Annotated in this window: 19 protein-coding genes and 10 tRNA genes; 8 read left to right on the forward strand and 21 right to left on the reverse strand. The window is 40.5% G+C overall.

Going from position 1 to position 22027, the window contains the following annotated elements:
• The first annotated feature begins 100 nt into the window (after window positions 1-100).
• From GQR53_RS04585 to GQR53_RS04600, 4 genes are all read left to right on the forward strand, one after another.
• Window positions 101-1186 (forward strand): alkene reductase, encoded by a 1086-nt coding sequence (locus tag GQR53_RS04585; protein ID WP_165743017.1) that lies wholly within the window; start codon window positions 101-103, stop codon window positions 1184-1186.
• 152 nt (window positions 1187-1338) lie between these two features.
• Window positions 1339-2349 carry an RDD family protein gene (locus GQR53_RS04590; RefSeq protein WP_165743018.1) on the forward strand — a complete coding sequence of 337 codons (1011 nt, stop codon included), beginning with the start codon at window positions 1339-1341 and terminating at the stop codon, window positions 2347-2349.
• A gap of 29 nt (window positions 2350-2378) precedes the next feature.
• Window positions 2379-3227 (forward strand): alpha/beta hydrolase-fold protein, encoded by an 849-nt coding sequence (locus GQR53_RS04595; protein ID WP_165743019.1) that lies wholly within the window; start codon window positions 2379-2381, stop codon window positions 3225-3227.
• An 89-nt stretch (window positions 3228-3316) separates the two neighbouring features.
• A complete protein-coding gene (locus GQR53_RS04600; RefSeq protein WP_240917442.1) occupies window positions 3317-3643 on the forward strand; it encodes a hypothetical protein in 327 nt (108 codons plus the stop codon).
• 602 nt (window positions 3644-4245) lie between these two features.
• Here GQR53_RS04600 and lnt read toward each other — a convergent pair.
• The 5 genes from lnt to miaB are packed head-to-tail and all read right to left on the reverse strand — an operon-like array spanning window position 4246 to window position 9704.
• A complete protein-coding gene (lnt, locus tag GQR53_RS04605; RefSeq protein ID WP_346774383.1) occupies window positions 4246-5796 on the reverse strand; it encodes an apolipoprotein N-acyltransferase in 1551 nt (516 codons plus the stop codon).
• Window positions 5777-6661, reverse strand: a complete 885-nt coding sequence (gene corC / locus GQR53_RS04610) for a CNNM family magnesium/cobalt transport protein CorC (RefSeq protein WP_002958541.1) — start codon at window positions 6659-6661, stop codon at window positions 5777-5779. The genes lnt and corC overlap by 20 nt, the downstream gene beginning before the upstream one ends.
• Before the next feature lie 22 nt (window positions 6662-6683).
• Window positions 6684-7142 carry an rRNA maturation RNase YbeY gene (gene ybeY, locus GQR53_RS04615; RefSeq protein WP_165743021.1) on the reverse strand — a complete coding sequence of 153 codons (459 nt, stop codon included), beginning with the start codon at window positions 7140-7142 and terminating at the stop codon, window positions 6684-6686.
• A gap of 4 nt (window positions 7143-7146) precedes the next feature.
• Window positions 7147-8205, reverse strand: a complete 1059-nt coding sequence (locus GQR53_RS04620) for a PhoH family protein (protein ID WP_002958543.1) — start codon at window positions 8203-8205, stop codon at window positions 7147-7149.
• Window positions 8206-8255: 50 nt separating this feature from the next.
• Entirely contained in the window at window positions 8256-9704 is a 1449-nt protein-coding gene (gene miaB / locus GQR53_RS04625) for a tRNA (N6-isopentenyl adenosine(37)-C2)-methylthiotransferase MiaB (RefSeq protein WP_002958544.1), read from the reverse strand.
• Between the two features lie 244 nt (window positions 9705-9948).
• Here miaB and GQR53_RS04630 point away from each other — a divergent pair, with 244 nt between their 5' ends.
• Window positions 9949-11130, forward strand: coding sequence for an FAD-dependent monooxygenase (locus tag GQR53_RS04630; RefSeq protein ID WP_165743022.1), 1182 nt, complete (start codon window positions 9949-9951; stop codon window positions 11128-11130).
• Between the two features lie 155 nt (window positions 11131-11285).
• Window positions 11286-12869 carry a bifunctional diguanylate cyclase/phosphodiesterase gene (locus GQR53_RS04635; RefSeq protein ID WP_165743023.1) on the forward strand — a complete coding sequence of 528 codons (1584 nt, stop codon included), beginning with the start codon at window positions 11286-11288 and terminating at the stop codon, window positions 12867-12869.
• A 41-nt stretch (window positions 12870-12910) separates the two neighbouring features.
• Here the strand turns inward: GQR53_RS04635 and GQR53_RS04640 are convergent.
• The 16 genes from GQR53_RS04640 to lolB all read right to left on the reverse strand — a co-directional run bounded on the left by GQR53_RS04640 (window position 12911) and on the right by lolB (window position 19593).
• Window positions 12911-12985 (reverse strand) — tRNA-Gln (locus GQR53_RS04640).
• Between the two features lie 40 nt (window positions 12986-13025).
• Window positions 13026-13110, reverse strand: a tRNA-Leu gene (locus GQR53_RS04645).
• Window positions 13111-13181: 71 nt separating this feature from the next.
• A tRNA-Gln gene (locus tag GQR53_RS04650) sits at window positions 13182-13256 on the reverse strand.
• A 39-nt stretch (window positions 13257-13295) separates the two neighbouring features.
• Window positions 13296-13380, reverse strand: a tRNA-Leu gene (locus tag GQR53_RS04655).
• A gap of 71 nt (window positions 13381-13451) precedes the next feature.
• Window positions 13452-13526, reverse strand: a tRNA-Gln gene (locus GQR53_RS04660).
• A 40-nt stretch (window positions 13527-13566) separates the two neighbouring features.
• A tRNA-Leu gene (locus GQR53_RS04665) sits at window positions 13567-13651 on the reverse strand.
• An 89-nt stretch (window positions 13652-13740) separates the two neighbouring features.
• Window positions 13741-13817 (reverse strand) — tRNA-Met (locus GQR53_RS04670).
• A gap of 5 nt (window positions 13818-13822) precedes the next feature.
• A tRNA-Gln gene (locus GQR53_RS04675) sits at window positions 13823-13897 on the reverse strand.
• 39 nt (window positions 13898-13936) lie between these two features.
• Window positions 13937-14021, reverse strand: a tRNA-Leu gene (locus GQR53_RS04680).
• 46 nt (window positions 14022-14067) lie between these two features.
• A tRNA-Met gene (locus GQR53_RS04685) sits at window positions 14068-14144 on the reverse strand.
• Between the two features lie 455 nt (window positions 14145-14599).
• Window positions 14600-15691: a redox-regulated ATPase YchF gene (ychF, locus tag GQR53_RS04690; protein ID WP_002958547.1), complete on the reverse strand. Its 1092-nt coding sequence runs from the start codon at window positions 15689-15691 to the stop codon at window positions 14600-14602.
• Window positions 15692-15744: 53 nt separating this feature from the next.
• On the reverse strand, window positions 15745-16329 hold the full coding sequence (pth, locus tag GQR53_RS04695; RefSeq protein ID WP_002958548.1) for an aminoacyl-tRNA hydrolase: 585 nt from the start codon (window positions 16327-16329) through the stop codon (window positions 15745-15747).
• A gap of 19 nt (window positions 16330-16348) precedes the next feature.
• Entirely contained in the window at window positions 16349-16960 is a 612-nt protein-coding gene (locus GQR53_RS04700; protein WP_002958549.1) for a 50S ribosomal protein L25/general stress protein Ctc, read from the reverse strand.
• A gap of 149 nt (window positions 16961-17109) precedes the next feature.
• On the reverse strand, window positions 17110-18057 hold the full coding sequence (locus GQR53_RS04705) for a ribose-phosphate pyrophosphokinase (protein ID WP_002958550.1): 948 nt from the start codon (window positions 18055-18057) through the stop codon (window positions 17110-17112).
• An 88-nt stretch (window positions 18058-18145) separates the two neighbouring features.
• Window positions 18146-19003 (reverse strand): 4-(cytidine 5'-diphospho)-2-C-methyl-D-erythritol kinase, encoded by an 858-nt coding sequence (ispE, locus tag GQR53_RS04710; RefSeq protein WP_138489384.1) that lies wholly within the window; start codon window positions 19001-19003, stop codon window positions 18146-18148.
• Between the two features lie 2 nt (window positions 19004-19005).
• Window positions 19006-19593, reverse strand: coding sequence for a lipoprotein insertase outer membrane protein LolB (lolB, locus tag GQR53_RS04715; RefSeq protein WP_165743024.1), 588 nt, complete (start codon window positions 19591-19593; stop codon window positions 19006-19008).
• Between the two features lie 83 nt (window positions 19594-19676).
• Here lolB and hemA point away from each other — a divergent pair, with 83 nt between their 5' ends.
• The gene (gene hemA, locus GQR53_RS04720) at window positions 19677-20933 is read left to right on the forward strand and encodes a glutamyl-tRNA reductase (protein WP_197099057.1); all 1257 of its coding nucleotides are present in this window, start codon (window positions 19677-19679) and stop codon (window positions 20931-20933) included.
• A gap of 7 nt (window positions 20934-20940) precedes the next feature.
• Window positions 20941-22026, forward strand: coding sequence for a peptide chain release factor 1 (prfA, locus tag GQR53_RS04725; protein WP_002958554.1), 1086 nt, complete (start codon window positions 20941-20943; stop codon window positions 22024-22026).
• The last annotated feature ends 1 nt before the right edge of the window (window position 22027 follow it).

Here is a 22027-nt window from a genome sequence, read left to right on the forward strand (position 1 = left end):
TGGCTTTATTGCAGATACAACAAAACTATTTTGCAGTTTCTGTTGTTTTTGCAGGTGCTTGGTTACGTTATTATGAGCGCAATCAAACTTAGGAGGCATTATGACATTACTTTTTGAACCAATAGAACTTGCAGGTAAAACATTAAAAAACCGTATTGTTATGCCCCCAATGACCCGCTCGCGTTCAACACAGTCTGGCGATATAGCTAACGACTTAATGGCAACATATTACGCACAGCGCGCAAGTGCCGGGCTAATAGTAAGCGAAGGCACGCAAATTAGTGAGCTTGGTAAAGGTTACGCTTGGACTCCGGGTATTTATTCAAATGAGCAAATTGCAGGCTGGAGTAAAGTAACAAGCGCAGTACATAGCGCTGGTGGCGTGATGTTTGCTCAGCTTTGGCATGTTGGTCGCGTAACTCACAGTGACAACACCGGTGGCGTGCAGCCTATTTCAGCCTCGGCCATTGCTGCAAAAGACGTAAAAGTATTTGTAGATACAAATGGCACACCGGGTTTTGTAGATACTCAGTTACCACGCGAAATGAGCAAACAAGATATTACGCAAGTCATAGGCGAATTTCGTCAAGCTGCTAAAAATGCAGGTAATGCAGGATTTGATGGCATAGAGCTTCATGCTGCAAATGGTTACCTTATTAACCAATTTTTAGACTCAGAGTCAAATGCTCGCACCGATGAATATGGTGGCAGCGTGCAAAACCGTATACGCTTTTTAATTGAGGTGGTAAATGCTGTTAGCGACGAAATTGGTAGCAACAAAGTAGGTGTAAGACTTGCCCCGTTAACAACCCTTAATGGCACAGTAGACGAAAACCCTGAGGAAACTTACTTAGCGGTTTCTGAGGCATTAAATAAAGCCGGTGTAGGTTACATGCATATAGCCGAAGCCGATTGGGATGACGCACCTTTAATGAGTGTTGAATTTAAAAAATCGATTCGCAAAGCCTACAGTGGTGTATTAATTTACGCAGGTAAGTACACCAAAGAGCACGCAGACGAAGCACTTAGCGCAGGCTGGGCCGACATGATTGGCTTTGGTCGCCCGTTTGTATCAAACCCAGACTTACCAGCACGCTTAAAGCAAGGCAAGCCTCTTAACAGCCACAACCCCGACACCTTATTTGGTGGCGCAGAACAAGGCTATACCGATTATCCAACGGTATAATTGCTAGTAAGTAATAAACATTGAGTAAAAACATGAAGGGCTGCATTTTATGCAGCCCTTTTTTGTGCATTGATTCTAATAGCTTTACCTTGAGCAAAAAATAAAAAACGCGTAAGTTAACCGGGTTACCTATTTTAATAACAAGAAAATAAATGAAAGCCACAGAAATAGAACAATTAGAATTATCAAATTCTGAAACCCGAGAAGTTATTACACCCTACGCTTTTAAAATTGACAGCGCTTTACTGGGCTTGCCTTTAGCTACACCTATTCAGCGTGCACTAGCGATTATTATTGATGTTGCACTGATATTTTTAGCAGCCAAACTTAGCGCTGCTTTAATAGCATTTGTTGCTGCAATGGCTTTTTATAAAGGTACAGCACAGCAATACCTTCCAAAAATGTCGGATGTGTGGCGAAGAATCTTAAAAATAACGGCAGCAAGTATTTTATTTGTAAGCGCACTTACTGTGCTTTCAATTGGCATTGATTACCTAGAAGACGATAACACTGATCAAGGTTTAGCTGTTCAGGGCGTAAAAATACAAGATGAAATTCAGCTTACCGCCACAGAAAAACAACAGCTAAATACTTATTTAGCGCAAACAGCCGATGACAGCTGTGAGCAACCCTGTCAACAAAACGCGTTTAATAATTTAATTGGGCAAGTTCCCAAATTAGCAGAAATGGACGACCTACAAAGCTCTCAACTTGCTACCGTACTTTTACAACTATTAGTGCTCAGTGAAAATAACGAAATAAAGCCTGCACAGTTAATAGAAGAAAAACCTGCACAAACAACCACAAATAGTATTTTGCAGTGGAGCAAAGGCATTATTCAAGACTTGGGCTTAGGTTTTGGCTGGGCTGCTGTTTACTTTACGTTGTTCTCGTTACTTTGGCGCGGCCAAACACCGGGTAAAAAGGTTTGTAATATCCGTGTTGTCGCCCTAAGCGGTGAGCCATTAGGTTTATTAGATTGTTTTGGTCGCTACGGCGGCTACGGTGCAGGCTTTGCCACAGGCTTGTTAGGGTTTTTACAGATATATTGGGATCCAAACAGACAAGCCATTCAAGATAAAATATCAGCCACTGTGGTTATTAAAGGCAACTTGAATCAAGTTGTAAATGTTGAAACGGTAGAAGAGACTGTAAAAAGTTAAGTTTGCTCTTGTTAATTACAAGGATGGTTATGAAAGCTTTATTAATGGCATTTAGTTATCTGTATTTTATTGCGGTTTCGTATGCGTCAGAAAATATTGTGTTAGCAAAAACACATCAGCTTAAGTCTATTACTTTAGGCGAGCAGCGCAGTTATAGTGTTTATTTACCGCCAAGCTACAAGCAAAACCTCGAACGAGTATATCCTGTTATTTACTTGCTTGACGGCGACCCAACCCATTTAAAAGCCTTAGCGGGGCTTGTTGAAGCACTCAGCACTGAGCGGCTAGAAAAACAAATTCAACAAGCAATTATTGTCGCTGTTCCTAATAGTAAAAATACGATAAGAGAGCGCGACTTTACCCCTACCAATGTCGATTGGACTTTTAACGGCAAGCTACTCGAAAAATTTGAAAACATTGGCAATGCCGCAAACTACACCGCTTTTTTTGAAAGAGAACTTATTCCCTTCATTAATAAAAATTACCGTACATCAAATAAGCGGGTATTAATTGGGGAATCTTTCGGCGGCTTGTTCGCAAGTTATGTTTTACTTACAAATCACTCTTTATTTACTGATTACTTAATTATTGATGCAACCTACCTTTGGGATAATAATTATCTCAATCGTTATTTTGACGAGCAACAGCTTATAAATAAGCAGCTTAAAGGCAATGTATATTTTACTTTAGCTAATAATGCAGCTTTTGGTGAAATTGGAGAGGCTAATTATAAATGGGGCTTAGAGCTTGCTAAAAAACTAAAAGCGCATCCGAGTAACAGTTTATATATAAATCAACGTTACTTTGAGGAAGAAACTCATGGCACGGTGGCAGCGCTTAGTTGGTATTATGGTTTAAAAAGCTTATTACAAAAATAAATTTTAATTTATATACTAGTTTAGTGAAAGAAGTGATTTTGGGTATACCGTTAACGAAATTCAGTAGTGAAAAATTAAAAGGGAATTAAATGAGTAATAATTTTAATGAGGCTATAAAGGGCTTTTTTTGGGGGATAGGGTTTGTAATAGCAATACTCGGTGGTATCAGTGTGTACGCGCTAACAATAGCCGCTGAAGTTGATAATGGCTTTAAAGAGCAGGTATCAAATAAAGCATTGGAGGGCACTAATGGCTTAAATAGTGATTATAAACTTACCCTTTCTGATATTTTTAAAGAAAATGGGCGAGTAAGAATAACGGCTGAGTTAAAAAATATCACCAATGAAAGCATATATGCAGGTGGTGTTATAGCATCTACATTCGATAAAACGGAAAGTTTGTTGGTAATTGTTTAGGTAAAAGCGATGATATTTTTATAGAACCAAATAAAAGTAGCTATATTGATATTCATTGTAATCTACTGAGGCCACAGGTGAGCAGAGTACACTCAGCAAAGCTAAAGTTTAAGTGGTTTTGATAGTTGCTGTAAACTACCCCCATAGAAAGCAAAAAGCATAACGAGTAGTTATGACTAAAAAGTTATTTAGTTGGGAGCGAGGACGCCAATAGTCGGGTTACGATAAAATGTTACTATGCTGTATGCTAGCCTCATTTAAATTTGATACTTAATTAAACTCCCGCAAGTAAGTGAAATAAAGTCGCATACCGATAAAGTTAAAGTCGGTCGGCATTCAGGCTCAATCTCAATATTGTATTGATGTATGCCGTTAAAGGTGGTGAGTTTATCTGTCAAAATCCAATTATAAATTTCAGTCGAGTTTAACTTTTTAAACCTGATATTGAGCAACACCAAGCATTAAAAATAGAACGAAGCTCGTTATATTTTTAGCATAGGCTAGATTAAAAAGTAAATTTGCGTAGGTTGGGTAGAGCGAAGCGAAACCCAACAATAAACACTTTTTTAAATAGCTGTCCACCGACAGCTATTAATTTTAATTCACTTTCTCAACCTAACCCCAAACCCAACAAGCCCCATCAAAAACACCAATCCCCACACAAATATGTTTCCGTATTGGCTGTACACGCTGTCGCCTTTTATGAGCTTAATGTTGGCTTTCAATATGGTAGCTTCAAACTGAGGCATGGTTTGTTGTGTGTGGCTTATGGGGTCGTATACGGCGCTTACACCATTGTTAGTAACACGCACTAGAGGGCGTTGTAGTTCGAGCGCGCGCATACGGGCTATTTGCATGTGTTGCAAAGGTCCAATAGAGTCGCCAAACCAGGCATCGTTACTTACAGTAAAGAGTAGGTCGGAGTCGCTTTTGTAATTACCGCGTACTAAATCTGCAAAAACAATTTCGTAGCAAATAGCAGGGAGTAAGTTATAGCCATTGGCGCGCAAGTTGTTTTGCACTTTGTCGCCACGGGTAAACGATGACATAGGCAAATCGAATAATGGGGCAATAGGGCGCAAAAAGTCTTGAAACGGTACAAATTCGCCAATAGGTAGTAGCTGGTGTTTTTGATAGCGGTTTTTATCAAGGTAATGGTAATGCCCATGCTCGTCGCCACGTTCTTTATTACCGACCACAATAAGTGTGTTGAATATATTTTTGGTGTCTCGCTGGTAGTCAACAATACCGGTTACAAGGGCGGTTTGATTAAACGAGGCGGCACTGTCTAAATTGGCTAGGTAGGAATCGGCAAGCATTTCTATTTCAGGCACTGCGGCTTCTGGCCATACTATTAAGTCGGCATCCCAATGTGGGCGTGTCATGTCTTGGTATTTGCTCATTGTGGTCCAAAACTCACTTGGCTCAAAGCGCAGGTGTTGCTGTATGTTGCCTTGTACGAGCAATACTGACATGTTTTTATCTGTGTAATGAATGCTGCCTGTGGTATTTGCGCCTGTAAAAATAAGCGCAACAGCTGTCGCAGTAACCGCCGGGGTTTTAAAGTCTTTTTGGGTTAAGCGATAAAGTGCAAAACCAATCGCGATACACACGAGGGTTAGGCCAAACTCGCCAATATAAGGGGCAAGCAGCCTTAAAGGTCCGTCGGTTTGTGTGTAGCCAAAACTTAACCACGGGAAACCGGTAAGTACGGTGCCACGTAAATACTCACTAATTGCAAAGCAGGCAATTAATAATGCGCCAAAGCTTTTAGGGCCACTGGCAAAGCGTGTAGTTGCCCAAAAGGCAAGTGCGGGAAATAATGCTAAGTATGAGCACAAAAAAGCCATTAACGAGAGCGACGCTATAAGCGGCATACCGCCAAAGGTGGCAATAGAAACATGTACCCAGCTTATACCTGCACCAAACCAGCCTAGGCCAAATATAAAGCCATATTTAGCGGCGGTTTTTGCGTGTGCTTTACCGGTATTATTGGGATTAATGCAAAAAATTATGGCGCCAAGACTAATAAATACGATGGGCCAAATTTCAAAAGGGGCATAGCCAAAAGTTAAAACAAGGCCCGCAACGAGTGCGAGCCATGCTTTTTTATCTTTTGCTAATAGGGTAAGTCTAGTTAGCAGTTTCTTCACTGTCGTTATCATCAGCCTTAGGAACGGTGACTTGCAGTTGCAAAATACGACGATTGTCGGCGTTGGTTACTTTAAATTGGTAACCTTCTATGTCAATCGTTTCACCACGGCTTGGCATATGGCCAAATGCGTGCAGTACAGTTCCGCCAATAGTATCGGCTTCGTCTGTGCTGTAGCCTGTTTTAAAATGCTCGTTAAAGTCATCTACAGGAGTGAGTGCTTGCACTACGTGGACATGTTTAGCAAGTTGACGAATATCTTGATGTTCTTCTTCTTCGTCGTGCTCATCTTCGATTTCGCCAACAATTATTTCAAGAATATCTTCAATCGTTACTAAGCCTGATACGCCGCCGTATTCGTCAATAACAACAGCCATATGGTAGCGTTGCTGACGGAATTCGTTTAGCAATGTATCAACACGTTTGCTTTCAGGTACTACCATTGCTGGGCGTAAATAATCGCGTATTGATGGTAAATGCTCGTCTTTATTTAAGATCAGTGGCAATAAATCTTTAGCGAGTAAAAAACCTTCTACATGATCTTTGTCTTCAATCACCACTGGAAAACGTGAGTGAGTTGAGTCAACCATCATTGGAATTAGTTCTTCAAGCGGGCTGTCGATCTCAAGAGTGATCATTTGTGAGCGCGGAACCATTATGTCTCGCACTTTAAGCTCAGACACGCCAAGCACACCTTCTATCATCTCTTTTGTTTCTGGATCGATTACGTCTCGTTCTTGCGCATCGGCAATAACTTCGACCAGCTCTTCTCTATTCTGGGGTTCCCCTTGCAACATTTGGGCTATTCTGCCCAACCACGTTTTGCCAGAAGAACCCTGGCTAGATTGCGAGTTACCGTCGCTCATTGCGTCTAATTGCTCCGTTAATTTAAATATCGTCCCGGTATGGGTCTGCTATGTTTAGCTCTGCAAGTAATTGCTTTTCGATGCTTTCCATCTCTAAAGCATCGTCACTCTTTATATGGTCAAATCCAAGCAAATGCAAGCATCCGTGAATAACCATGTGAGCAAAGTGGTCATGAAATGACTTCTCTTGCTCAATTGCTTCAGCTAATACAATGGCTGGGCAAATAATTAAATCACCAACCAAGGGAATATCTATGCCTGGTGGTGCTTCAAATTCGAACGACAGTACGTTGGTCGGTTTATTTTTACCGCGATAGTCGTTATTAAGTTGTTGCGATTGCTCTTCGTCGCTAATAACGATACTGAGTTCGGACTCGTCACGGTATTGGCTAAGGGCTTTGTCGGCCCATAGTGCAAATTGTTCTTCGCTTGGGAGGTTGTCAAACTCACAGGCTATTTGTAAATCAAGTTCGGTTGTCAAAGTATTACTCTTTAGTAGTAGGCTGTTGAAGAGCAGCGAGTGCGTCTTTTGCATTTTGCTTTTCAATGCGCTTAAGTCGCTCGCTTTCGTCGTTACGCTCGTAGGCTTCAACTATGCGTGCTACAACAGGGTGGCGTACTACGTCGTGGGCTTTGAAGTAGTTAAAGCTAATTTCGTTTACGCCATCAAGTACTTCAATTGCATGGCGAAGGCCTGAGCGTGTCCCACGAGGTAAATCGACCTGTGTAATATCGCCTGTAATCACCGCTTTTGAGTTAAACCCTATACGGGTTAAAAACATTTTCATTTGCTCGGCGGTGGTATTTTGGCTTTCATCTAAAATAATAAAGGCATCGTTTAAAGTACGTCCGCGCATATAAGCAAGCGGTGCGACTTCGATGATATTTTTTTCGATGAGCTTTTCTACTTTTTCAAAACCTAGCATTTCAAAAAGCGCATCGTAAAGGGGGCGCAGGTATGGGTCTATTTTTTGACTTAAGTCGCCTGGTAAAAAGCCAAGCTTTTCGCCAGCTTCTACAGCAGGGCGCGTTAGTAATATACGGCGTATTTCTTGGCGCTCAAGAGCGTCGACGGCGGCTGCAACTGCAAGGTAAGTTTTACCAGTACCTGCAGGGCCAATACCAAAGGTAATGTCGTGGTTTAGAATATTAGCCACATAAACACCTTGGTTGTCGTTACGTGGTTTAATAACACCACGGCGGGTTTTAATAACCATTTCTTTGCCATAAGCGCTGCTGGATGCATCTTGCTCTAAGGCTTTTGATTCGGTAATAGCTAAATGAACGGCGTCGGGTTCTATTTCGCCTAAAACACCACGAACGGGCTGAGTATCAACATAAAGGTTTTTTAAGATTTCTACAGCGCCGGCGCAGTTGTGTAGTTTACCGGTTACTTTAAAAAAGTTGTCACGGTGAATTATTTCAACAGCCAGGTGGCGTTCAATTTGTTTGATGTTTTCGTCAAACGGGCCACATAAAGAAGATAGGCGTTTGTTATCGGCAGGTTCTAAATAAATCTCTAATGTTTTTAACTGATTACTCAAAATTGCTTCCTATAGTACTGCGCCAGCGTTAACTGGCGCTAATTGTGTGACTAAGGAACGAAAGTAGCTACGCCAATTTCGTTAACAGTGTCTGGTTTTGGCTCTGCAGCTGCAGCTTTAGTTAAAATAGCTGAAGGAGCGACTTCACGTCGTAAGTTCATTTCTGATTCTGTACGAATTAAGTCACCACGTAAAGAGTTAGGTAGTGCTTCGGTAATACGTACATCAACAAACTGTCCGATCACAGTGTGCGGGCCAACAAAGTTTACTACACGGTTGTTTTCTGTACGGCCACGTAATTCCATAGGGTTCTTCTTAGAAGGACCTTCAACAAGTATACGTTGCTCTGTATCGAACATTTGACGACTAATTTGCTGCGCCATTTGTGTAATACGGTTTTGTAGTAAGTATAAGCGTTCTTTTTTCTCTTGCTCTGTTACGTCATCTGGCAAATCTGCCGCTGGCGTACCTGGGCGTGCGCTGTAAATAAAGCTAAAGCTCATATCAAAACCTATGTCGCTAATAAGCTTCATGGTTGCTTCAAAGTCTTCTTTGCTTTCGCCTGGGAAACCAATAATGAAATCTGATGACATGCTTAAGTTAGGACGAATTTTACGTAACTTACGAATTGTCGATTTGTATTCAATTGCCGTATGGCCACGTTTCATTAGGTTTAATATACGGTCTGAACCACTTTGTACTGGTAAATGTAAGTGATCTACAAGCTCTGGTACATCGGCGTAAACGTCGATTATATCTGGGGTAAATTCTACCGGGTGCGATGTGGTGTAACGAATACGGTCAATACCATCAATAGCTGCAATAAGACGAATTAAATCAGAGAAGTAACAAATTTCGCCATCGTGCGTATCGCCGCGGTATGCGTTTACGTTTTGACCTAAAAGATTTACTTCACGTACGCCTTGCTCTGCAAGTTGTGCAACTTCAAGTAGTACGTCATCTACTGGGCGACTAACTTCTTCACCACGAGTATAAGGTACAACACAAAAAGTACAGTACTTAGAACAGCCTTCCATAATTGATACGAAAGCAGATGGGCCATCTGCTTTTGGCTCTGGCAGGCGGTCAAATTTTTCAATCTCTGGGAATGAAATATCAACAACCGATGAGCCTTTGTCGCCTTGCACTTGTTTAATCATTTCAGGTAAACGGTGTAGCGTTTGCGGACCAAAAATAACATCTACAAATGGTGCACGTTGGCGAATAGAGTCACCTTCTTGTGAGGCAACACAACCACCTACACCAATGATTAAATCTGGCTTGTCGTCTTTTAATAACTTCCAGCGACCTAATTGGTGAAATACTTTTTCTTGTGCTTTTTCACGAATTGAACAGGTGTTAAGTAAGATTACGTCGGCATCTGTTGCATCTTCAGTTAGCTGGTAGCCGTTGGTGGCATCTAAAAGTTCAGCCATTTTCTGAGAGTCGTATTCGTTCATCTGACAACCCCAGGTTTTAATATGCAGCTTTTTGCTCATTGAAATATAGCCTCGTGTTCAATTCGATAGTGGCACAAAAATGTGCTTGAAACAGGATTAAGGAGCAAGCATGCTCACTCAAAGGAGGCGTATTTTAGCTGGATACCCGTCCAGATCCAAGTATAGTTTTCATGTTTGTGATCTCAAATCAATACGAGGCGAGTTTAATCAGCTGTTAGGTATATCCTCTGGTATAAAACAAATTAATTTTGATACAATCAAAACAGACTCAAGTAATAATAAAATGATGAAAAACATGACTAAAAATAATGTGATAGTAGTTGGTGGTGGCATGGTTGGCGCGGCTATGGCGATAAAGCTTGCTCAACAGGGCTTTGGCGTACGCATAATCGAAAAACACCTAATAGATCCATCACAGATTCTTAGTAGTGATAAGGTTGATATTAGAGTGTCGGCTATTAATCGTTTTTCAGAAAATTTACTTGATGAATTAGGAGCAATGCCGCTTTTAAGGCAAAACCGCATAGCGCCTTATCAACAATTAGAGGCATTTGAGCGCGGTGGTGATAATTTATTGTTTGACTGCGCCGATATAAACACCACGCATTTAGGCCACTTAATTGAAAATAGTTTAATTCAAGCAAGTTTATGGCAGCAATTTGATCATTATAAGATTGAGGTTATTGAGCAAGCCACACCTATTACTAAAATAGAGCAAACGGATGATTTAATTACGCTTGTGTATGGAGCTAAAACCTATACCGCTGATTTAGTGATTGCAGCCGATGGCGGACAATCGCAGCTGCGTGCTAAAGCTAATATAGGAATTACCGGCTGGCAGTATCAGCAGCATTGCATGGGGGTATTAATTAAACTCGATGCGCCGCAACAAATAAAAACATGGCAGCAGTTTACGCCAAGTGGGCCACTCGCATTTTTGCCAATGCAGGCACCATACGCTAATTTAATTTGGTACGACGATGCAAATACACTGCAAGCATTTAAAGGGCTAAACCCAGCTCAGCTAAAAATGCACATACTTAATAAATTTCCTGAACTTGCTGGAGACTTTGAAGTACAGACTCATGCAATATTTCCGCTTACTCGCCAACATGCTAACAGCTATTCACAAGGGCGCTTAGTTTTAGTCGGCGACGCTGCACATACAATAAATCCGCTTGCAGGGCAGGGTGTAAATTTAGGTTTTCAGGATGTAGTGGCACTTGCTGAAGTTTTAGACAATGCAGGGGATATAGGTTGCCCGTTAACGCTTAAAGAATACGAGCGAGCTCGCCGTAAGGCTAATTTATTAATGATGAGCATGATGGACGCGTGTTACTTTGGCTTTTCTAACCAAGTCGCGCCACTTAAATGGGCACGTAGCCAGTTTTTAAAAGTGGCTAATAATACAGGCCCTATAAAAAACTGGGTTTTAAAATACGCAATTAGCGGTGATTTAGGCTAAATTTAAAGTAGAGATTAAAAAGGCTCATTTATGAGCCTTTTTTTATGTCTGTTTTTTAAGTGAACAAATAGTGACCCAGTTATATTAAATAAAATTTTAATCTGACTAGGGTTATATCACTAAACCGCAATTTAATAATTTTAAAGAGCCTATGTGTGGATAATTTTTTTTCAGTAATAATTATTTTAGGTGCGCTACTGCTAGTTGCTAGCTTAAAAACAACCTTTAAAGTTTGTAAAAAAACATCGCAAAGAGCGTGGAGTGTACTGTTATGCGCTATTGTCTGTTTTATTTTAGGGTATTGGTGGATACTTTATTACTTTTCAAATTACGATACGGCACCAATAATAAGAAATGCAGTTGCCACAATATTATTTGGTGGTGCAGGGTTTGTTTTCTTAGTTGTCAAACTGAGTTTGAAAAGCATCCTTAAAATAGAGCAAGCAACGCAGTATCAAAAATATCAAACTGAGCACGATAACTTAACAACCTTACCCAACCGCAATAGCTTTTTTAAATCCTTGAGTAAACAAGTCGATTACCCTTCTTCATTTGCATTATTTTATATTGATTTAAATAATTTTAAACAAATTAATGATGCGTTTGGTCATCAATGTGGTGATCAACTACTGGCTGCTTTTGCTAATAAGTTAAGCAAAGAACTATGTGGCATTGCTAAATTATATCGAATAGGGGGGGATGAGTTTGCGTTCTTACTGAATACCGATACTGATGAAAGCATGGCTCACTGTGTAAATATTATAAACTCAGCCGTCAAAGCTCCGTTTTGTACACATGAGCAAATGGTTAAAATACAATTAAGTATAGGCGTAAGCCGTTTCCCAGATGATAGCCGATTACCTGACCAGTTATTAAAAAAAGCCAACTTGGCATTGCATGAAGCAAAAAAGACATTTCAACCTTTAGTAAATTACTCATCTGAAATAGGTAAACGAGCTGAGGACTTTTTTGATTTATCAGTCAAAATTAAAGCCGCGTTACACAAAGGGAAGTTCGAGCTTTATTTACAACCAATAATGAACTCCAAAGATATTCAATTGCATGGCCTAGAAGCGCTGATCCGATGGCCGCAAGCTGATGGTAGCTTTATTAGTCCTGAAAAGTTTATAAGTGTAGCTGAGCGTACAGGGCTTATTTTTGTTTTATCGAAATGGGTTGTACAAGAAGCAGTTAACCATATTAGAAAACTTAAACTGTTTGGGTTCACCGGCACTATTCATGTCAACTTATCAACGAAAGATATTGAAAGCAGCGAGTTTTACGAATTTATAATTAGCTTACTTACTACTGACCCGACTTTAAGTGATTCACTAATATTTGAAATTACAGAAGGGGCAATGATGACAAACATACCCGCAGCAAGAAAAATGATGCAGCAGTTAAGTATGCGTGGATTTAAATTTAGTGTTGATGATTTTGGTACGGGGTTTTCGTCACTGTCGTTATTAAGGGAGTTGCCCATAAACCAGATAAAAATAGATCAATCGTTTATCAAAGATATGCTCATTAATCCGCCTGATTACGCTATTGTAGAATCTACGTTGTTTTTGGCGAGCCGATTAAATTGCGATGTAGTAGCTGAAGGAATAGAAACCAAAGAAGTAGAGCAAGCGCTATTGAGTATGAACTGTGATTATTTACAAGGGTATTTATATAGCAAACCAATAGATATAGACGAATTTATAAATGTATATTTAAGTACAGAAAAAGTAAGCTGAATTTAATGAATATTGAGAAGTTTTAGAGAAGGAAGTCAAATTGGCTGGGATACCAGGATTTGAACCTGGGAATGCCAGGATCAAAACCTGGTGCCTTACCGCTTGGCGATATCCCAACTATAAATTTGATATTAATTTTAGTTCTTAATAAGAACATGGTGCGGAAGGAGAGACTTGAACTCTCACATCCTAAGATACTGGAACCTAAATCCAGCGCGTCTACCAATTCCGCCACTCCCGCATCACTAATGTGCTCATTTAACCTCTAAGCTAGAGTAATTCTTTTATTCAACTTTCCTTGGTAGAAGAAGTTGGCTGGGATACCAGGATTTGAACCTGGGAATGCCAGGATCAAAACCTGGTGCCTTACCGCTTGGCGATATCCCAACAAAGAATTCTTTTATAATTTTAGTTCTTATCAGAACATGGTGCGGAAGGAGAGACTTGAACTCTCACATCCTAAGATACTGGAACCTAAATCCAGCGCGTCTACCAATTCCGCCACTCCCGCATCACTAATTTGCTTATTTAAACTCTAAGCAAGAGTTATTCTTTTATCCAACTTTCCTTGGTAGAAGAAGTTGGCTGGGATACCAGGATTTGAACCTGGGAATGCCAGGATCAAAACCTGGTGCCTTACCGCTTGGCGATATCCCAACAAAGAATTAATTGATATTTTTAGTTCGTATCAAGAACATGGTGCGGAAAGAGAGACTTGAACTCTCACAACCGAAGTTACTGGAACCTAAATCCAGCGCGTCTACCAATTCCGCCACTCCCGCATCGTTTGTGTTATAAAACACAGGTAGTTATTTTAGACTCTTCATTGAGTGCAATTTAACTCTTGCAGAGCCACTTCTAAAAAAAGAAATGGTGGCTAAGACGGGATTTGAACCTGTGACCCCATCATTATGAGTGATGTGCTCTAACCAGCTGAGCTACTTAGCCATTGTTGGCTGGGATACCAGGATTTGAACCTGGGAATGCCAGGATCAAAACCTGGTGCCTTACCGCTTGGCGATATCCCAACAATAACAATTGATAGTTTTAATTCTTATCAAGAATTATGGTGCGGAAGGAGAGACTTGAACTCTCACATCCTAAGATACTGGAACCTAAATCCAGCGCGTCTACCAATTCCGCCACTCCCGCACACAAGGTAGTTATTTTAAACTCTTCATTGAGCAACAAAAAAATATGGTGGCTAAGACGGGATTTGAACCTGTGACCCCATCATTATGAGTGATGTGCTCTAACCAGCTGAGCTACTTAGCCATCTTTTTTTGTTAGCACTTCATCGCTGAGTGCGGGGCGTATTATGCTGATATGACCCAAATTCGTCAACACCTTTTTTGCAAAAAAACACTTAACTGTGTTTGTTTGCAGGAAAATTAAGCTAAGCGGCTAAATTTTAATAAAAATGATGATTTTTTGAGTGCAATTCACATACAAAATTCGTCGCTAAATAAAAAAAGCAAAAACCAATAGTTTGAAGCTGTTTGATTATTCAACAAATTATTACGCTCTGGTTAAATCTTAACATTAATTTATTTAAGAGGTACTTATTATTGAGGTTTGATCTTCTGCTTAGGGTGTTTTTTTAAATTAAACGTAGGCATTTAGGTTGGGGCTATATCAATGTTATAAGTTTATAACGTTGGAGGTACAAAAAAGGCTCGTAAAAACGAGCCTTTAAAATTATTACCAATACTAATTTGGTTTCATTTGACTTATACGTTGAACAAGAAGTTCATTACATCGCCGTCTTTAACAATGTACTCTTTACCTTCTTGACGCATCTTACCTGCTTCTTTTGCGCCGCTTTCACCTTTAAAGGCAACAAAGTCGTCAAAAGCAATCGTTTGCGCACGAATAAAGCCACGCTCGAAGTCGGTATGGATTTTACCCGCTGCTTGTGGCGCTGTTGCACCTACAGGGATTGTCCATGCACGCACTTCTTTAACACCCGCAGTGAAATAAGTTTGTAATTGTAGTAATTCATAACCACCACGAATAACAAGATTAAGGCCGGGCTCTTCTAAGCCAAGATCAGCCATAAACTCAAGCTTATCCTCGTCATCTAATTCTGAAAGCTCAGATTCGATAGCAGCACATACAGGAACAACAATCGCATCTTCAGCTGCAGCAATAGCGCGTACACGGTCAAGGTATGGATTATTTTCAAAACCATCTTCAGCAACGTTTGCAATATACATAGTTGGTTTAATAGTTAAGAAGTTGATAGAGCTGATTGCTGCTTTTTCTTCTTTAGTTAATGCTAAAGCGCGTAAAGTTAAGCCTTCATCAAGATGCACTTTTACTTTTTCAAGTACGGCATTTTGCTCTTTGGCGTCTTTATCACCACCTTTTGCTTTTTTTGCGTTACGGAAAAGGGCTTTTTCAGCGCTATCCATATCAGCAAGTACTAACTCAGTGTTGATTACGTCAATATCGTCAGCAGGGTCAATAGTGCCTGCTACGTGAATGATGTTTTCATCTTCAAAACAGCGAACTACGTGGCCAATTGCATCGGTTTCACGAATGTTAGCTAAAAACTGGTTACCAAGGCCTTCACCTTTAGATGCGCCTTTTACCAAGCCAGCAATATCTACAAATTCCATACTAGTGGTAAGAACTCGTTGAGGATTAACAATTTTAGCAAGTTCGTCTAGACGAGGATCTGGCACAGGCACCACACCTGTATTAGGCTCAATGGTACAAAAAGGAAAGTTAGCGGCTTCAATACCCGCTTTAGTTAGTGCATTGAAAAGCGTTGATTTACCTACGTTAGGCAAGCCAACGATGCCACATTTAAAACCCATAGTAAGATACCTTGTTTAGAATTCGTTTAAACGGTGTACTTGGACCCAAGTTACTAGGGTTTAAACGAATGTAGTCTGTTTTGTGCTTTTAACACACCATCTTTTGCAAGTATTTCCATGCAACGAACTGCTTCATCAACAGCAGCATCCATTTTTTCTTGGTCTTCTTTGGCCGCTTTTCCAAGCACCCAACCAGTTACCATTTCACGATGCCCCGGATGACCTACACCAATGCGCAAGCGCATAAAGTCTTTTTGATTTGCCATTTTTGCAATAATGTCTTTTAAACCATTATGACCGCCATGCCCGCCACCTTTTTTTAATTTGGCAACGCCTGGGTCTAAATCCAATTCGTCATGGGCAACTAAAATGTCCTCGACAGGGATTTTGAAAAAATTAGCTAAACTACTGACCGCTTTACCACTTAAATTCATGTAAGTAGTGGGGATCAATAATTTGAATTCTTGGCCTTGAATGATCACTTTGCCTGTGAGGCCGTGATATTTAGGATCGTGTTTTAGAGTGCAGTTATAGCGTGCAGCGATTTGCTCGATGAACCAAGCACCTGCATTGTGGCGTGTGTTTGCGTATTCGGGGCCTGGATTAGCCAGGCCCACAAGCATTTGAATAGAATTCAAGGTTGCGAGACCTTAAATATTATTCTGCTGCTGCAGCGTCGTCTTCAACTGGAGCTGCTTTGTTTGCTTTGATAGTCAGGATAGACTGATCATGGCCTTCGCCTTTAGCTAAATCTACAGAGCTAACGCCTTTAGGGAAAGTTAGGTCAGAGATATGAACTGAATCGCCAACAACAAACTTAGAAACATCTACTTCAATGAATTCTGGAAGTGCTTTTGGAAGACACGTAATTTCAACTTCAGTTAACTGGTGAACAACAGTTGCGCCAGCTTTAGTTACAATCTCTTCACCGATGAAGTGTAGAGGAACTTTAGTTTGAAATTTATGAGTAGCATCTACACGTTGGAAATCAAGGTGAGTAAGCTTAGGCTTGAATGGGTGACGTTGGATATCTTTTAAGATTACTTCAACAGCTTCGCCATCAACGTTAAGCGTAAGGATATGCGTGTAGAAACCTTCGTCTTCTTGAGCTTTGATCATATCTTTATGAGCAAAAGTAAGAGATAAAGCTTCTTTATCAGCTCCATAAAGGATTGCAGGAACTTTGTCTTCGCGACGTAGGCGGCGGCTCGCACCAGTACCAGTTTCTACGCGAAGTTCAGCGTTATACGTATAAGTTTTGTTAGACATGATGTCTCCAGTTATTTAAATGTGTAGGGCCTTTGCGACCAAGGTCCCTAGCCAAAAGGCGCGCTATCATACCACCACGCCCAGATAAAATAAACATCGCTTACAAAAAAAGCGCCAAAAGGCGCTTTTATATTCAGGAATGTTTAATTTTAGTGTTCAAACATCGCTGAGATAGATTCTTCGTTACTAATACGACGAATAGTCTCTGCTAACATGTCAGCAAGCGTAAGTACCTTAACTTTATCAAGGGCTTTAAGCTCATCAGATAGCGGAATTGAGTCAGTTACAATTACTTCATCAATCATTGAGTCACGTAAGTTTTCGGCTGCTTTACCTGAAAGGATAGGGTGCGTTGCATATGCAAATACACGCTTAGCGCCATGTTCTTTAAGTGCTTCTGCGGCTTTACACAATGTACCACCGGTATCAATCATATCATCTACGATAATACAATCACGACCTTCAACGTCACCAATAATGTGCATTACTTGAGAAACATTTGCTTGAGGGCGACGTTTATCAATGATTGCTAAATCGGTATCGTTTAGTAATTTTGCAATTGCACGAGCACGTACAACACCACCAATATCTGGAGATACAACAACGACGTCTTCAAAGTCGCGTTCTTTCATATCTTCAAGTAATACAGGGCTGCCAAATACGTTATCTACAGGTACATCAAAGAAGCCTTGGATTTGTTCAGCGTGTAAATCAACCGTAAGAACACGGTCAACACCAACACTTGATAAGAAATCTGCAACAACTTTAGCGGTAATTGGAACACGAGCAGAACGTACACGACGGTCTTGGCGCGCATAACCAAAATAAGGAATGACGGCAGTAATACGACCTGCAGATGCACGACGTAGAGCATCAACCATAACGATAAGTTCCATCAGGTTATCGTTTGTAGGGGCACAGGTTGATTGCAAGATAAAAACGTCCGAGCCACGAACATTTTCATTTATTTGAACACTGATCTCACCGTCGCTAAAACGGCCAACAACAGCATCGCCTAATTCAATATATAAACGTTTTGCAACTTTTTGAGCTAACTCAGGTGTTGCGTTACCAGCGAAGAGCTTCATGTCAGGCACGGTAGGGTTCCTCAGGCACTGAATATTTGGACTAACGGGCAATGATAAATATCACTGCGGGTTAACTTATGATTACTTGTACGTTACTTCATTGATCGAATATGGCGGTTAACTCCGTATGAGCAGGTGAGACATTTGCGCTTGAAGCCACAAAACCCTGCCAAGTATGGGGGAGATTTTCAAGTACATCTTGTGCTTGAACTTGGCTAGCAAATTCGACAAAACAACATGAACCTGTTCCGGTCATCTTCGACGGTGCGTATTTTAGCAACCACTGGAGGGTTTTTTCAACCTCGGGGCAAAGCTTTTTAACTAAAGGCTCACAATCGTTGGTCAAAGTATGGTGTTTCCAGTCGCCTATTATTTTTGGTGTGTCGCGTTTTAAATCTGGATGTGTAAATATTTTTGCGGTACTTACATGTTGGTTAGGGTGTACAACGCAGTACCATTTTTGTTCAAGTGTTACTTGGTGTAGTTTTTCACCAATACCGTGCGCTATGGCGCTTTGACCTTGTATGAACACCGGAACATCTGCCCCTAACTTGAGCCCCAATTGTGCTAGTGTTTCTAAATTTAGTGCCAATTTCCATAACTTATTTAGGGCTAATAAAGTACTCGCTGCGTCAGATGAACCTCCTCCAACACCGCCCCCCATCGGCAAGCGCTTAATTAAATTTATTTTTACACCCAAAGAGGTTTTACAGTGTGTTTGTAATAATAAAGCCGCTTTATAGATGAGATTATCATTTAGAGGGATGTCTTTAGTATCACCACCGACAGAAATACTCCCATCTGTTGTTAACTCAAAATGCAGCTCATCACCAAAATTTAAAAAAGTAAATAAGGTTTCAAGTTCATGATAGCCATCTTCTCGGCGAGCATTAATATGTAAAAATAAATTGAGTTTTGCCGGAGCAATAAGTGAAAAAGAGGTTTTGTTATTCATACTTATTTAAACTGCCAATCGTATAGTTGAATTTTAATTTTTATTTGTTGGTGCCTTAACGTCAGTTTAGTAGGTAACCAGTAACCTGCGTTTTGTACATAAGTGCCATAATCTATTTGCCATTTTTTGCCTGTATTATCAAACCATAATACTTGCTTTGCACGCCCAAGCTCATCAACAATTAAACTTTCATCGTCAATAGTGCCTTTGAGCCAGTTATCGGCATTATCAACCGGTAGTGTAAAACCCGTTAATCTTTTTAAAAGCTCTGCAGCGTTAGTATCAAAATATTGTTCACCGTCAAACTCTAATTCAGCACCGTTAGCTGTTTGTTTAAGCGACAAAATACGAGTACCAATAAATGTAGTCAGTATTAAATTATTGGAATTTGTTGTTTGCTGCCAATTTAAGTTTGCAGATTGACGCTCTTCTGGGCTAATAAATGCAAGCTTACCTTCTACTTGCCAAGTTTTTTGAGCAGCTAAACGTGGTTTCCAATCATCATAAAGTGTTGTTTTTGTATCAATTTGATGAGCACAGCCACCTAAAAACAAAAAAAACATGAATAAAATCAAATATTGTCGAATCAAATGTTGTTCCTTACTTTCCATATTCCGCTGATTTTTGGTAAAATTACCGCCTTTGAAGTAGGGCTCAGCAATATTTGGCAAATATGACCATAATAGCACTAGGTATAAATCACAAAACCGCATCCGTAGAATTACGTGAAAAAGTGGCTTTTTCGCCTGAGCAAATTTCAGAGGCGTTGCAACAATTAAGTGGCCATGCCGACTTTAATGAAGCGGTTATTGTGTCTACCTGCAATCGAACCGAGATCTATTGTAGCCTCGCTCAGCAAAATTCCCAAACACTGTTGAACTGGCTTGCCAGTTTCCATGGTTTGGATGAACATGAACTGAGCAAAAACACTTATTGCTACGAAGATAACGATGCTATTAATCACTTAATGCGCGTGGCGTGTGGGTTGGATTCTTTGGTGTTGGGCGAACCGCAAATTCTGGGGCAAATAAAGCAATCGTTTTTTAGTGCTAAAAACCACGATGCAGTAGGTGTTACGTTTGATAGGTTGTTTCAAAAAACATTTTCAGTAGCGAAACAAGTTAGAACTGAAACCGATATTGGCGCAAGTGCGGTATCGGTAGCGTTTGCTGCAGTTAACTTGGCAAAGCATATTTATGGCAAGCTTGATAAGACCAATGTGTTATTAATTGGCGCAGGTGAAACCATTGAATTGGTTGCTAAACATCTATACCAAAATGAGCCTCAAAATATCACTGTTGCAAATAGAACTATTGAGCGAGCTCGTAACTTAGCTGACGAAGTGTCGGCAGATGTGATTGCTTTGGCGCAATTGCCTGAGCGTTTGCATAAAGCCGATATAGTGATTAGTTCTACAGCCAGCACTTTGCCTATTATTGGTAAAGGGGTGGTTGAGCAGGCGCTAAAGCAGCGACGTCACAAACCTATGCTATTTATAGATATAGCGGTTCCGCGTGATATAGAAAGCCAAGTTGGGGAGCTAGATGCTGCCTATTTATATTCCGTTGATGACTTACAAACCATTGTAAGCGAGAATATGGCAGCGCGCGAGCAAGCTGCACAGCAAGCGCAAATAATTATTACTGAACGCACCAAAGAATTTGCAATGTGGATGCGTTCACTCGATTCGGTAGATTTAATCCGCCATTATCGAAACGATGTACAAACAATTAAGTCTGAACTTGTAGAGCGTGCTGTTAGTCAGCTCAATACAGGTAAAGATGCAGAAAAAATTATATTAGAGCTCGCCAATAAATTAACCAATCGCTTAATGCACGCGCCTACCCGTGCAATACAAGATGCAGCGAAAAAAGGTGAAGTGGCGCAGCTAAACCAGTTGAAAAAAATGTTAGGTATTGATCAGGAATAACCGTTAAATGAAAGAGTCTGTTTATAATAAATTAGAAACCTTAGTAGAGCGTTATGAAGAAGTACAAGCGCTGCTAAGCGACCCGTCGGTCATTAGTGATCAAAACCGTTTTCGTGCGCTTTCAAAAGAGTATTCTGAGCTTGAAGAGATTGTAAAAACGTTTTTAAACTATAAAGAAACGCAAGACGATTTAGCCAGTGCAGAAGAAATGCTTAAAGATTCTGACCCTGAAATGCGTGAAATGGCGCAAGAAGAATATAAAGAAGCAAAAGCACAAATACTAGTGATTGAAGATCAAATTCAAGTATTAATGTTGCCAAAAGATCCGCGAGATAACAACAACGTATTTGTTGAAGTACGTGCAGGGACGGGCGGCGATGAAGCGGCTATTTTTGCTGGTGACTTATTTCGTATGTACAGCCGCTACGCAGAAAATAAAAAATGGAAAGTAGAAGTTGTAAGCACCAATGAAGGTGAGCATGGCGGTTACAAAGAAGTTATTGCAAATATCAGTGGCGAAGGTGTTTACGGTCAATTAAAGTTTGAATCAGGCGTACATCGCGTACAACGTGTACCAGAGACAGAATCACAAGGTCGTGTTCATACCTCAGCGTGTACTGTTGCGGTTATGGCAGAAGTACCAGAAGCAGAAGCGATACAAATTAATACAGCAGATTTAAAAGTTGATACATTTCGTGCATCAGGCGCAGGTGGTCAGCACGTAAATAAAACTGATTCTGCTATTCGACTTACACATATACCTACCGGTGTTGTGGTTGAGTGTCAGGATCAGCGTTCGCAGCATAAAAACCGCGCTAAAGCGATGTCAGTACTTGCAGCTCGACTGCAACAAGCTGAAGATGAAAAACGCCATGCGGCAGAAGCCTCTGAACGTCGTGACTTGGTAGGTAGTGGCGATCGTTCTGAGCGTATTCGTACTTATAACTACCCGCAAGGTCGTATTACCGATCACCGTATTAACTTAACACTTTATCGTTTAAACGAAGTGGTAGCCGGTGATTTAAGTGCGATTATTGACCCATTAATGCAAGAGCATCAAGCTGACTTACTTGCGGCCATGGGCGACGAGTAAT

This window comes from Pseudoalteromonas sp. Z9A6, assembly GCF_011378805.1.
Taxonomy (GTDB): domain Bacteria; phylum Pseudomonadota; class Gammaproteobacteria; order Enterobacterales; family Alteromonadaceae; genus Pseudoalteromonas; species Pseudoalteromonas distincta.

What these genes read in the sequence shown, in the direction of transcription:
- miaB (WP_002958544.1), bottom strand. Translation starts at nt 9,704, where the DNA reads ATGAGCAAAAAGCTGCATATTAAAACCTGGGGTTGTCAGATGAACGAA.
- ispE (WP_138489384.1), bottom strand. Translation starts at nt 19,003, where the DNA reads ATGAATAACAAAACCTCTTTTTCACTTATTGCTCCGGCAAAACTCAAT.
- corC (WP_002958541.1), bottom strand. Translation starts at nt 6,661, where the DNA reads ATGAGCGACGGTAACTCGCAATCTAGCCAGGGTTCTTCTGGCAAAACG.
- ychF (WP_002958547.1), bottom strand. Translation starts at nt 15,691, where the DNA reads ATGGGTTTTAAATGTGGCATCGTTGGCTTGCCTAACGTAGGTAAATCA.
- GQR53_RS04595 (WP_165743019.1), top strand. Translation starts at nt 2,379, where the DNA reads ATGAAAGCTTTATTAATGGCATTTAGTTATCTGTATTTTATTGCGGTT.
- GQR53_RS04590 (WP_165743018.1), top strand. Translation starts at nt 1,339, where the DNA reads ATGAAAGCCACAGAAATAGAACAATTAGAATTATCAAATTCTGAAACC.
- prfA (WP_002958554.1), top strand. Translation starts at nt 20,941, where the DNA reads ATGAAAGAGTCTGTTTATAATAAATTAGAAACCTTAGTAGAGCGTTAT.
- hemA (WP_197099057.1), top strand. Translation starts at nt 19,677, where the DNA reads ATGACCATAATAGCACTAGGTATAAATCACAAAACCGCATCCGTAGAA.
- GQR53_RS04700 (WP_002958549.1), bottom strand. Translation starts at nt 16,960, where the DNA reads ATGTCTAACAAAACTTATACGTATAACGCTGAACTTCGCGTAGAAACT.
- GQR53_RS04585 (WP_165743017.1), top strand. Translation starts at nt 101, where the DNA reads ATGACATTACTTTTTGAACCAATAGAACTTGCAGGTAAAACATTAAAA.
- GQR53_RS04600 (WP_240917442.1), top strand. Translation starts at nt 3,317, where the DNA reads ATGAGTAATAATTTTAATGAGGCTATAAAGGGCTTTTTTTGGGGGATA.
- GQR53_RS04630 (WP_165743022.1), top strand. Translation starts at nt 9,949, where the DNA reads ATGATGAAAAACATGACTAAAAATAATGTGATAGTAGTTGGTGGTGGC.